10 protein-coding genes are annotated in these 12410 nt (G+C 69.4%); 8 read left to right on the top strand and 2 right to left on the bottom strand.

Going from position 1 to position 12410, the window contains the following annotated elements; all coding sequences use genetic code 11:
• Position 1: 1 nt before the first annotated feature.
• Positions 2 to 1648 (top strand): cobyric acid synthase, encoded by a 1647-nt coding sequence (locus ACFO5K_RS11715; protein ID WP_378560336.1) that lies wholly within the window; start codon positions 2 to 4, stop codon positions 1646 to 1648.
• 19 nt (positions 1649 to 1667) lie between these two features.
• Here the strand turns inward: ACFO5K_RS11715 and ACFO5K_RS11710 are convergent, their stop codons facing one another.
• Positions 1668 to 2420, bottom strand: a complete 753-nt coding sequence (locus ACFO5K_RS11710) for an SDR family oxidoreductase (RefSeq protein WP_378560333.1) — start codon at positions 2418 to 2420, stop codon at positions 1668 to 1670.
• 157 nt (positions 2421 to 2577) lie between these two features.
• Here ACFO5K_RS11710 and ACFO5K_RS11705 point away from each other — a divergent pair, with 157 nt between their 5' ends.
• Both ACFO5K_RS11705 and ACFO5K_RS11700 read left to right on the top strand, forming a co-directional pair.
• Entirely contained in the window at positions 2578 to 3477 is a 900-nt protein-coding gene (locus ACFO5K_RS11705; RefSeq protein WP_378560330.1) for a LysR family transcriptional regulator, read from the top strand.
• A 135-nt stretch (positions 3478 to 3612) separates the two neighbouring features.
• Positions 3613 to 4176, top strand: a complete 564-nt coding sequence (locus tag ACFO5K_RS11700; protein ID WP_378560327.1) for an alpha/beta hydrolase — start codon at positions 3613 to 3615, stop codon at positions 4174 to 4176.
• 67 nt (positions 4177 to 4243) lie between these two features.
• On the opposite strand, the gene ACFO5K_RS11695 is transcribed toward ACFO5K_RS11700, so the two are convergent.
• Positions 4244 to 5281, bottom strand: coding sequence for an alpha/beta hydrolase (locus ACFO5K_RS11695; protein ID WP_378560324.1), 1038 nt, complete (start codon positions 5279 to 5281; stop codon positions 4244 to 4246).
• Between the two features lie 250 nt (positions 5282 to 5531).
• Here ACFO5K_RS11695 and mqo point away from each other — a divergent pair, with 250 nt between their 5' ends.
• From mqo to ACFO5K_RS11670, 5 genes are all read left to right on the top strand, one after another.
• Positions 5532 to 7046 carry a malate dehydrogenase (quinone) gene (mqo, locus tag ACFO5K_RS11690; RefSeq protein WP_378560321.1) on the top strand — a complete coding sequence of 505 codons (1515 nt, stop codon included), beginning with the start codon at positions 5532 to 5534 and terminating at the stop codon, positions 7044 to 7046.
• Positions 7047 to 7052: 6 nt separating this feature from the next.
• Positions 7053 to 7511, top strand: a complete 459-nt coding sequence (locus ACFO5K_RS11685) for a GNAT family N-acetyltransferase (protein WP_378560318.1) — start codon at positions 7053 to 7055, stop codon at positions 7509 to 7511.
• A gap of 327 nt (positions 7512 to 7838) precedes the next feature.
• Entirely contained in the window at positions 7839 to 10004 is a 2166-nt protein-coding gene (locus ACFO5K_RS11680) for a magnesium chelatase subunit D family protein (RefSeq protein WP_378563743.1), read from the top strand.
• Between the two features lie 357 nt (positions 10005 to 10361).
• Positions 10362 to 10976, top strand: coding sequence for a cob(I)yrinic acid a,c-diamide adenosyltransferase (gene cobO, locus ACFO5K_RS11675; RefSeq protein WP_378560316.1), 615 nt, complete (start codon positions 10362 to 10364; stop codon positions 10974 to 10976).
• 4 nt (positions 10977 to 10980) lie between these two features.
• A complete protein-coding gene (locus tag ACFO5K_RS11670; RefSeq protein ID WP_378560313.1) occupies positions 10981 to 12351 on the top strand; it encodes a cobyrinate a,c-diamide synthase in 1371 nt (456 codons plus the stop codon).
• Positions 12352 to 12410: the final 59 nt, after the last annotated feature.

Here is a 12410-nt window from a genome sequence, read left to right as displayed (position 1 = left end):
GGTGAGCGAGGCAGTGCTGCGGGGCGCGCTGCTGATCGCGGGGACGACCTCCGACGCCGGGAAAAGCGTGGTGGTGGCGGGGATCTGCCGGATGCTGGCGCGGCGTGGAGTGCGGGTGGCGCCGTTCAAGGCGCAGAACATGTCGAACAATTCCGTCGTGACGGTCGACGGCGGGGAGATCGGTCGCGCTCAGGCATTACAGGCCCGCGCCTGCGGACTCGAACCCAGCGTGCGGTTCAACCCGGTGCTGCTCAAACCCGGCAGCGATCGACGCTCACAGCTGGTGGTGCGGGGCAAAGCGGTCGGAACTGTCGGTGCGCGTGACTATTTCACCCGTCGTCAGCAGTTGCGCGAGGTGGTCGCCGACGAACTCGCCGACCTACGTGCGGAATTCGACGTGGTGATCTGTGAAGGCGCTGGTTCGCCTGCCGAGATCAACCTGCGCGCAACCGATCTCGCGAACATGGGGCTCGCCCGGGCTGCGGACATTCCGGTACTGGTGGTGGGTGATATCGATCGTGGGGGCGTGCTGGCGCACTTGTTCGGCACGGTGGCCGTCCTGGAACCCGAAGACCAGCAACTCGTCTCGGGTTTCATCATCAACAAGTTCCGTGGCGACGTCGCCCTGCTGCAACCGGGCCTCGATCAGCTCACCGCCCTCACCGGACGCCCCATCCTCGGTGTGCTCCCGTTCGCCGAAGACCTCTGGCTCGACGCCGAAGATTCTCTCGGCACCATCTCCGGCGCCCCGGTCGGCCGCCCCGCCCCGCCGCACGGCACCGACTGGCTCACCGTCGCCGCCATCCGCCTGCCCCGCATCTCCAATTCCACCGACATCGAAGCCCTCGCCTGCGAACCGGGCGTCACCGTCCGCTGGGCCGACAGCCCCCACCAGATCGCCACCGCCGACCTCGTCGTCCTGCCGGGCAGCAAGGCCACGGTGTCGGACCTCGAGTGGTTGCGCGCGAACGGTTTGGGCGATGCCCTACGCGCCCGCGCGGCCGCCGGGCGCCCCATTCTCGGCATCTGTGGCGGGTATCAGATGCTCGGCCGACGCATCGTCGACGGAGTGGAACACGTCGCGAGCCGGCCGGTCGGAGAAAACGACCCCGACACCGGCGACGCACGCTCGCCGATTGAGACCCTCTTCACCGGCGACCCGGTGCGCGGCGAGAACGCTTGGGTGACCGCGGGGCTCGGGCTGCTCGACCTCGACATCGAATTCGCGGAACCGAAGATCGCACGCCAGGTCGCCGGGTCGGCCGGTGGCCTCCCGATCGCCGGGTACGAGATCCACCACGGGCGGGTGCACCGCAGTAGCGACCCCACCTGGCTGACCGTCGACGGCGTGCCCGAAGGCAGTGCGCTGGGCGGTATCTGGGGTACCCACGTCCACGGCCTGCTCGAGTCCGACGAATTCCGGCGCGCCTGGCTCACCGAAGTGGCCGCCGGGGCGGGCCGCACGGGGTTCGCCGTCGCACCCGATACTTCCGTATCCGCCACCCGCACAGCTCAACTCGATCTCCTGGCGGATCTGATCGAAACGCATCTGGACTGCGCGGCCCTCGAAGACCTGCTCACCCAGGGCACCCGAACGGCCCACCCGGTCATCGGCAGCGCGATCGTCGACGACACCCGCCGGGCGTGATCTCGGCGGGTGACCGCGTTCACCGCGTGGTGTAGCCACCATTGGCGAAGATCGTCTGTCCGGTGATCCAACCGCCCTCGGCCACCAGGAACTCCACCAGCGGTGCGATGTCCTCGATCTGGGTGAGCCGGCCGTTCATCGCCTGCGACTTGTGGAATTCCACCCGCTCGGGGGTTTCCTGCGGGTAGAAGAACGGGGTGTCCATCGGGCCCGGCGCCACACTGTTGACGGTGATGCCGCGCGGCGCGAACTCTTTGGCCGCGGCCCTGGTGAAGTGCTCGACGGGGCTCTTGGCGCCCGCGTAGGTGGAGTAGCCGTCGGTGAACGCGGCCAGCAGCGACGTGACGATCGTGACGACGCGGCCGCCGTCGTCGAGCCGCTTGCCCGCCTCCTGCAGGAAGAAGTACGCGGCCTTGGCGTTCACGTCGAACATCGCGTCGTACTCGGCTTCGGTGGTTTCGATGATCGGCTTGCGCAGCACCTTGCCCACGGTGTTCACGGCGATGTCCACCCCGCCGAACGCTTCGATCGCGGTGTCGAACATGCTCACGATGTTGGCCGGCACGGTGAGGTCGCCCTGGAACGCGACGGCCTCGACTCCGGCGGCCTTCGCGGCGGCGACGGTGTCGTCGGCGTCGCCTTTACTGGCGTCGCTGTTGTAGTGGACCAGCACATTCGCGCCGTCCTCGGCGAGCGTGGTGCTGATCAGCCGCCCCAGATTCTTGGCCCCCGCGGCCACCACGGCGGAATTCCCGCTCAGCACGCCTGTCATTGCTGCATCCTCTCGTCGGTGTGTCCATCGCCTGGCTCCCAGGAGTGATGTCGAAGTCCTACGATGCCGACGCTAGGTGCGCTGGAAACAAAGGGGAAACAGTAGTTTCTGGCCGCTTCACAAATTTTGGTTGTGTGCCGAGGTAGGGTCCAGGGCCATGGCCGTTCGGACTCCACGTGACGGCAGGCCACTGGACCTGCATCGCCTCCGCCAGTTCCTCGCGGTGGCCGAACACAACGGGTTCACCAGCGCCGCAGCCGAACTGCACCTCACCCAGCAGGCGCTCAGCGCGGCGATCGCGCAGCTGGAACGGCAGTTGAGGGTCGCCCTGTTCGACCGGTCCGGGCGCACCCTGAACCTCACGCCCGCCGGCGCCGTGCTGCGTGACGGCGCCCGCGCGCTGCTCGCCGCCGCCGCGACGCTGGCCGAACAGACCCACGAGGCCGGCACCGCCTCCCCGCGCCCCTTCGTCATCGGCCACACCCCGGCGATCACCGCCGAGGAGGTGTATCTGCTGCTGGCCCCCGTCCGCGACCAACTGCCCACCGCTTCGCTCACCGCCCGGCAGGTGTTCCCCTCAGCGCTGGCCCCCGCGCTCTACGACGGCGAGATCGACCTGGCGTTGCGCCGCGGCGTGGCGATGCCGCCCGACCTCGTTTCGGCGATCATCGCCTACGACCCGGTCCGCGTCGCCGTCGACAGCAACCACCGGCTGGCCGCCCGCACCGAACTCCACATCGGCGACCTGCGCGACGAGTCGGTCATCGTCTGGGCGCCCGCCGGCCACTCCTTCTACACCGACTTCCTGCTCAGCAACTACCGTCGAGCCGGTTTCGAACCGAACTTCGTGGTCAACCGGATCCAGGGCACACCACCGATCACCGCCGTCGTGGGCAACGACCACATCGCCTTCGTCACCGCGCCCGCCGGCCCCGCCCTCGGCGGGCGCGTCACCGTCATCGACCTCACCGACCCACCGCTGGCCCCGACCCAAGCCCTCTGGCTCCCGCACACGGTCTCCCGAATCCGCGACCTGCTCACGGTGCAGCGAGGATGACACGGCAGGCGTTGTGACAGGTTCGGCATTTTGGTGCTGCCGGACAGTGAAAGCCCAGTACACGGGTGTGCGGCACGCGGTACTCGCGGCGGAACACCCGGTGCCGTTAAGGCTGGCCGTGTACCGTACACCGGCATGAAATCTCGGCAGATCACGGTCGGTGACCAGGCCTGGACAGTGCGCGTCGACGGCCCCGCTTCGCGGCACAATGTGCTGCTGCTTCCCGACGCCGACGACCCTGCCGACGTCTTCGACAACGTGTGTGCTCGGTTGCACGAATCCGAGTTGCAGACCGTTGTCGTGGAGTCAGTCGCCGGACTCGACCCGGCGGGAGTGCACGCCGTCCTCGACGCGCTGGAACTGCCCTACGTCAACGTGGCAGGGCGTGGCACGGGTGCCGCACTGGCCTGGCGGGTGTGCGCGGGCCGCTTCGGCCGGTTCATGAGCCTCGTCGTCGCCGACCACGGCCACCCCGCGGTCCCCGGTGCCGACGGCAACGCCCCGGACCCGGCCTGTCCGCCGCTCGAACTCCCGGTCACGATGCTCGTCACCAAAACCGTCCCCCGCGCCACCGCCGACGCCTCCGGCCGCTACGTCTACGGCGAATTCCGTGTCGTCCCCCTCGAAGTCGACAACGTCGCCACCGAAGCGAGCCACGAACTCGCCACCGAGATAGTGCTGCGCACCAGCCTCTGGTGAGCCGTCGGGATCACCACGCTCCGGTACCGGCGTGCTCTCGGGCGACGCCCGCCCGAGAGCGTGGTGATCACTTGTCCACGTTGTGCTGGGTGGTGAGCCAATCGAGCCAGTTGTCGGTTTCGGTGAAGGCGGTGGTGCGGGCCGGGTTCGCGGAGAGGTAGACGTCGTGGCGGGCGCCGTCGATGGGGACGATGGAGGTGCGTTCACCCAGGCAACCGGCCCAGCGTTGGATCTGGCGGACGTCGAGAACGGCATCTGCCACGTCGACGGCGGGGGAGTGCTCGCGGGCGAACTTGGTGACCCGTGACCGCAGGATCAGCGCGGGAACGCCGATGGTGAGGCCTTGTTGCAGGCGTGCCTGGCCCTGCCGGATCGCACGCAACCAGCCGAGCCGCACGGGTTCGCCGGCCAGCGGCTTCCACTCCAGGTTGTAGTCCCACTCACCGGCGCGGGTGCGGTGCAGGCTGTCGCCGTACGCGGTGCTCACCCCCATACCGGGGATCTGCGCGAACGCGCGGAACCGGCCGACCGCGTTGATGATCGGCGTGCCGACGGTGCGGTAGAACGACGGCCCCTGCAGGTCGAACCACGGGCTGTTGAGCACCACCCCGGACACCCCGGCGGCGGCACTGCCCCCGGCGGCCTCGAGCCGGTCCAACCAGAGCGCCGTGACCAGCCCGCCGGTCGAATGGGCCAGGACCACCACGTCGTTGCCGGTCTCCTCGCGGGCGATGCGCAGCGACTCGTTCAGTTCGGCGTCGTAGAACGCCAGATCGCTGACATAGTGCGCGCTCTGCCCCTCGCGCCGCGAACGACCGCATTTCCGCAGGTCCAGGGCATAGAAGCGGTGGCCGCGAGCCGCGAAGTGCTCGGCCAGATGTTGCTGGAAGAAGTAGTCGGTGAAGCCGTGCACGTAGAGCACCGTCGGCGCGTCGGCCGGTGTGTCGGCCTCGGGCCGGTAGCGCACCAAGGTGGCGACCACCTCGCCCTCGCCGTCGGGATCGGGCCCGAGGGGCAGTGTGCGCTGTTGGAAGGCGGTGCCGAGGATGTCGGTGTGCCATTGCTCGTCGGTCCGACCGGCCGTGCCGAGGGTTTCGTTCGTCACACCGGTCAATCTATCGCGCGGTCACGGCGACGTGCAGGGTTGCTCTACATCACATTCGGCTGGTCCGTTGCTGTGCGGCGATCCGTTGAGGTGCACAATTGGATTCAGGTGAACGACGGGTAACCTACCCCCGGCGATTCACTGCGAGTCGCCTCAACACTGCCAAGCGCCCGCGCCAAGCCAACTCACCCGCCGGTGGGTAGCTGAGAAGGACAAGGAAGTCGATCTACCCGTGCCGAACGCTGCGAAGATGGAAAAGACCGATGTAGTTCTGATCGGGGCAGGCATCATGAGTGCCACGCTGGGCGTGCTGCTGCGGCAGCTGCAGCCGGACTGGACGATCTCGGTGTTCGAGCGCCTCGACGCCGCCGCCGCGGAGAGCAGCGACCCGTGGAACAACGCGGGCACCGGCCACTCGGCGCTGTGCGAACTGAACTACAGCCCGCAGAACGCCGACGGCTCGGTCGACGTGAGCAAGGCCGTCGACATCAACGAGCGCTTCCAGGTCTCGCGCCAGTTCTGGGCCTCCGCCGTCGACACCGGTGTGCTCAACGACCCGGCCGGCTTCATCAACCCCATCCCGCACGTCAGCTTCGTGCACGGTGCCGACAACGTCGACTACCTGCGCAAGCGCTACGAGGCGCTCGCCCCGCACCCGCTTTTCCGCGGTATGGAGTTCATCGACAGCCCCGACGAGTTCGCCAAGCGCCTGCCGCTGATGGCCAAGGGCCGTGACTACTCCGACCCGGTGGCGCTGAACTGGTCCGACGGCGGCACCGACATCGATTTCGGTGCGCTCACCAAGCAGCTGCTGGCCCACATCGGCTACTCCGGCGGCGAGATCGCCTTCGGCACCGAGGTCCGCGACCTCGACAAGCAGTCCGACGGCACCTGGAACGTCACCGTGCGCAACCTGCGCACCTACCAGTCGCGCACCCTCAACGCGAAGTTCGTCTTCGTCGGCGCCGGTGGTGGCGCGCTGCCGCTGCTGCAGAAGTCCGGCATCGCCGAAGCCAAGGGTTTCGGCGGATTCCCGATCAGCGGCCAGTTCCTGCGCTCGACCAACCCCGAACTGATCGCCGCGCACGAAGCCAAGGTGTACGGCAAGGCCGCCGTCGGCGCGCCGCCCATGTCGGTGCCGCACCTGGACACCCGCGTGATCAACGGCCGCAAGGGCCTGCTGTTCGGCCCCTACGCCGGCTGGACCCCCAAGTTCCTCAAGGACGGCTCCAACGCCGACCTGTTCAAGTCGATCAAGCCGAACAACATCGGTTCGCTCGTCGGCGTCGGCCTCACCGAGATGGGTCTGACCAAGTACCTGGTCAGTGAGCTGCTGAAGTCCCAGAACGGCAAGGTCGGCGTGCTCGAGGAGTTCCTGCCGCGCGCCGACGGCCGCGACTGGGAACTGATCACCGCCGGTCAGCGGGTGCAGGTCATCCGCCGCAAGGGCGCCGGTGGCGTGCTCGAGTTCGGTACCGCGGTCATCTCCGCCGAGGACGGTTCGATCGCCGGTCTGCTCGGTGCGTCGCCGGGTGCCTCCACCTGTGTCACCGCCATGCTCGATGTGATGCAGCGCTGCTTCCCGCGTGAGTACGCGGGCTGGACGTCGCAGCTGCAGCAGATGATTCCCTCACTGGGACAGAAGCTCTCGGAGAACCAGGCGCTGTTCCAGGAAGTGTGGGACTGGACGAACAAATCGCTGAAGCTCGATTCGGTCAGCGGCTCCACCGTGCGTGACGAGTCCGGTCTCGCCGAGGTGCGGTAGCGGCCCGTGCGGTCGCCGGTGAGCGTGCGGCGGTCATGGGCGGCGGATCTCGACGCCGCCACCCTGTACCGGCTGCTGAGATTGCGCGTCGAGGTGTTCGTGGTCGAGCAGGAATGCGCCTATCCCGAATTGGACGGGCGTGACCTGCTGCCGGGCACCCGGCACCTGTGGATCGATGCCGAGGGCGAGATCGTGGCCACGCTGCGACTGCTGGAGGAGCAGGTCGACGGCGAAGACGCCTTCCGCATCGGCCGGGTCTGTGTCGCGGCGAATGCCCGCAAAGGCGGCCACACCACCCGGCTGATGCGGGCCGCGCTCGCCGAAACAGGTGCTGCGACGGTGCGATTGGACGCGCAGTCGCATCTGGTCGGGATGTACGCCGCGTTCGGCTTCGTGGTAGACGGTCCGGAGTTCGACGACGACGGCATCATGCACACGCCGATGCGGCGCGGCCGGGTCGCGTAGGTCGCCGTGGCGGCACCGCGTGGAATCACCGGGCCACCGCATTCGTCGACCTGTTCGCCTGCGGCCGACGCGGACCCGGTGCGCAGGTCGACACCACATGGCGTTCGCTGTGCGTTGAGTGCGTCGTGGTCGTGCCCTGAGTTCGGCCGAGGACCGGCGTAAACGTGCAGATGGCGTCCGGCGGATCAGTTTCCTGACGAGCGCGGGCCGATTGCGCGGTCCGGGCGGCCAGTGCCCGGGGGCCGGCGCAGATCGCGGCACGCATACAGTTGGTGTGTGCCTGGTTTTGCTGATGTTGCCGCTGGTCCGCACACCGCCGCGCATGGGGTGGGTGAAGCGGGGTTCCCGTTCTCCGCTGTGGTCGGGCAGGAGCAGCTGCAGCTGGCGTTGATCTTGTCGGCCGTGCATCCGGGGATCGGCGGGGTGCTCGTGCGAGGCGAGAAGGGGACCGCGAAGTCGACCGTGGTGCGCGCGCTCGCGCAGTTGCTGCCGCCCGTGGTCGACGAGACCGGGGCCAGACCGGCGAAGCTGGTGGAGCTGCCGGTCGGCGCGACCGAGGACCGAGTGGTCGGTTCGCTGGACCTCGAGCGGGTGCTGCGCGACGGGGAACAGGCGTTCCGGCCCGGACTGCTCGCCGCCGCCCATCACGGCGTGCTCTACGTCGACGAAGTGAACCTGCTCCACGACCACCTGGTCGACGTGCTGCTCGACGCCGCCGCCATGGGCCGCGTGCACGTGGAACGCGACGGCGTCTCGCATTCGCACCCCGCGCGTTTCGTGCTCGTGGGCACCATGAACCCCGAAGAGGGGGAGCTGCGCCCGCAGTTGCTCGACCGGTTCGGCCTCACCGTCGACGTGTCGGCCTCCCGGGAGGTCGACGTGCGCATGTCGGTGGTGCGCCGCCGGCTCGACTACGAGGCCGACCCCGCCGCGTTCGCCGCCCGCTACGTCGACGCCGACCAGGTCGTGGCCGAGCGGATCCTCACCGCCCGTGACCGGTTGCCCGAGGTGGTGCTCGACAACGGTGAGCTGCGCCGGATCGCGGCACTGTGCGCCTCCTTCGATGTGGACGGGATGCGCGCCGACCTCGTGGTCGCCCGGACCGCGACCGCGCACGCGGCGTGGCGTGGGCGCGATCGGGTCACCGCCGACGATGTGCGGGTCGCCGCCGAACTCGCACTGCCGCACCGTCGGCGGCGTGACCCGTTCGACGAGCCGGGGATCAGCGAGGAGCAGCTGGACGAGGCGATGCAGGCGGCTGCCGAAGAGGTCGAAAAGGCCTCGGGGGACGACGAATTCGATGGGCCCAACGGTTCGCGGGGCGACGGGAACGGTGCGGACGGAGACGCTGCGGGGGCGGACGGGCCGAACGGTTCCGAGCCGCAAGAGGGCGGCGACGAGGCGCTGCGCACGGATGAGCGTGGTGGGATCGGCCATCGCAACGACGGCGGTCCCGATGACAACGGGCCCGATGGCGGCCCCGAGGACGGCGGCCCTGATGGTGGCCCCGAGGGGGATGGTCCTGATGGCGGTCCCGAAGGCGGCGGCCCTGATGGTGGCGGTCCTGACGGTGGTGGGCCCAACGGCGGTGGTTCCGGCGGCAATTCGCGTGCGGACGACGCCGACGGTGATGGCCAGGGTTCGCGTCCGGGAGCCGAGGAGTTCTCCGGCACACCGGTCTCGGCGTCGCGGCAGGCCCCCCGCTGGGAAGTGCCCGGTATCGGCGAGGGTGCGCCCGGCCGACGGTCGCGCGCCCGCACCCGGTCCGGCCGTATGGTCCGACCCGACACCGACACCTCGACCGGTCTGCACCTGCTGGGCACTGTATTCGCCGCGGCCCCACGGCAGTTCGAGCGCGGCAGGTTGAGCGGTCCGCTCGCGCTGGCCGCCGAGGATCTGCGAGGCGCGTATCGCGAAGGGCGCGAAGGCAACTTGGTCGTCTTCGTGGTCGATGCCTCCGGCTCGATGGCCGCCCGCGACCGGCTCACCGCCGTGACCGGCGCCATCGTCACTCTGCTGCGAGACGCTTACCAGCGCCGCGACAAGGTGGCCGTGATCAGTGTGCGCGGCAGCGAAGCCGAGCTCGTGCTGCCGCCGACCTCTTCGGTCGACATCGCCGTGCGCCGCCTGGCCGGGCTGCGCACCGGTGGCAAGACTCCGCTCGCCGCGGGTCTGCTGAAGGCCCGCGAGGTCATCGCCCGCGAACACGTCCGCGACCCGCGCCGCCGCCCGATGCTGGTGCTGCTCACCGACGGCCGCGCCACCGGCGGACCGGCGCCCCTCCCACGTACTCGTACCGCCGCGCGCCTGCTCGCAGGCGAAGGACACACCGCCATGGTCATCGACTGCGAACGCGGCATGATCCGCCTCGGCCTCGCCGCCGAGCTGGCCCGCGACCTGCGCGCCCGCTACCTCCGTCTCGACGAACTCACCGGCGAAACCGTCGCCGAGGTGGTCCGCACCTCGGGAGGGCCGGCCGGACGCGCGGCCTGAAGTCCTTCGCGGGCCCGGCTGGCCACGTGGCGATTGTCGTACTGCCGTCCTGGCCTTCGGCTCGACTCTTCGTGTCCCGAGTCGACCACGCTCCGGATTCCGTACTGCCGGCCTGGCGTCCGGGCTGAGCCCGCACGCATCCGCCCCACATCCCGGTTCTGCGCGTAGACGCTGATCGGGATGAGCGGGCGCGGGGCTTGTGTCGTGTGCTGATAGAAAGGGTGTCGAGCCGACGTCGTACGGTCCGGTGGCGGTGGAGTGCATCGCACCGGGCGACCGGTGGTTCGCGTGTCGCGGACCAGTGCCGGCAGGCGCCCGTAGGCGGCCCGTGTGAGCGGGTCGAGAAGAGGAGTTTCTGTGCCCAAAGGTGTTCCGGAGGTCGTGCCGGCGGACGGTCTGACCACGCGGCAGCGGCGGAATCAGCCGGTGCTCGCTGTGCACACCGGTCCGGGCAAGGGCAAGTCCACAGCGGCGTTCGGGATGGCGTTGCGGGCCTGGAATCAGGGGTTCGACGTGGCGGTCTTCCAGTTCGTGAAGAGCGCCAAGTGGAAGGTCGGCGAGGAGGCCGCGTTCCGGACACTGGGCACTCTGCACGAAGAGACCGGGGCAGGCGGTGCGGTGGAGTGGCACAAGATGGGCGAGGGCTGGTCCTGGTCGCGTAAGCACGGTACCGAGGAGGATCACGCCGCTGCCGCGCTGTCGGGCTGGCGTGAGATCGCCCGCCGCCTCGCTGCCGAACAGCACCGCTTCTATGTGCTCGACGAGTTCACCTACCCGCTCAAATGGGGTTGGGTCGACATCGACGAGGTGGTCGAAACCCTCACCAACCGTCCCGGCAACCAACATGTTGTCATTACCGGCCGCGACGCACCGCAAACCTTGATGGACGCCGCCGACCTGGTCACCGAGATGACCAAGGTGAAGCACCCCATGGACGCGGGCCGTAAGGGCCAGCGCGGAATCGAATGGTGACCGGATGAGCGCTCCGGCGGTGGTGATCGCCGCGCCGGCCTCGGGGAGCGGCAAGACGACACTGGCGACCGGACTCATCGGCGCGCTGCGGCGGGCCGGGCATCAGGTCGCGCCGTTCAAGGTCGGGCCCGACTACATCGACCCCGGCTACCACGGGCTGGCGGCCGGGCGTCCCGGCCGGAATCTGGATCCGGTGCTGGTGGGCGAGGATCGGGTGGTGCCGCTGTACCGGCACGGCGCGCAGGGGTGTGACATCGCCATCGTCGAGGGCGTGATGGGCCTGTTCGACGGGCGGATCGACGAGAACCGCACCGACGCGATCGCCGAGGGTTCCACCGCGCAGGTGGCGGGGCTGCTCGGAGCGCCCGTCGTGCTGGTCGTCGACGCGCGCGGACACTCCCAGAGTCTGGCCGCCCTGCTGCACGGCTTCGCCACCTTCGACTCCGCGGTGCGGCTGGGCGGTGTGATCCTCAACCGCGTCGGCAGCGAACGCCACGAACAGGTCCTGCGCGCGGCCTGCGAACGTGTCGGCCTCCCGGTCCTCGGGGCCCTGCCGCGTATGGCAGAACTGGAAGTCCCCTCCCGTCATCTCGGGCTCATCCCCGCCGTCGAACACGGCAGTGCCGCCACCGCCGCGGTCGACGCGATGACCGAACTCGTCGCGGCCCACGTGGATTTGCGGGCGATCGTCGAACTGGCCGGCGGCTCGGCCGGCGGCGACGCCTGGGATCCGGTGACGGAACTGGCCGCCGTCGAGCACACGCGTGCGGACCCGCTGATCGCGATGGCCGGGGGACCGGCGTTCACGTTCGGATATGCCGAGCACCGGGAACTCCTGGCCGCCGCCGGGGCACGGGTGGTCGTGTTCGATCCGCTGTCCGACGAACTGCCGGACGGCGCGGCGGGGTTGGTGTTGCCCGGCGGATTCCCGGAAGAACACGCCGCGCAGCTCTCCGCGAACGAACGGTTGCGCGCCGCGGTGGCCGACGGGGCCGCGCGTGGTCTGCCGATCCACGCCGAATGCGCGGGTCTGCTCTACCTCACCCGCTCCCTCGACGGTCACCCGATGGCCGGGGTCATCGACGCCGACGCCGAATTCGGCCCCCGCCTCACCCTGGGCTACCGCGACGCCGTGGCCCTGCACGATTCGGTGCTGTGGCGTGCGGGCGCACGAGTCCGCGGCCACGAGTTCCACCGCACCCATTTGCTCGACACCGGCTCGGCGCATGCCGCCTGGGGTTGGCGCACCACAGCTTCGGCTACCGAAGGTGCGGTGGTGGGCCAGGTCCACGCCTCCTACCTGCACACCCATCCGGCCGGGAACCCGGACGCGATCGCCCGATTCGTCACCGCCGCACAACGTTTTGCACCCTGAATCCGCAATGAAGGTGTGGTGACGATGACGGCATCCGGCGACGATCAGCGACCTGGCAC

Source organism: Nocardia halotolerans (genome assembly GCF_042650145.1).
Taxonomy (GTDB): domain Bacteria; phylum Actinomycetota; class Actinomycetes; order Mycobacteriales; family Mycobacteriaceae; genus Nocardia; species Nocardia halotolerans.
This window is presented reverse-complemented; position numbering and strand designations above follow the sequence as displayed.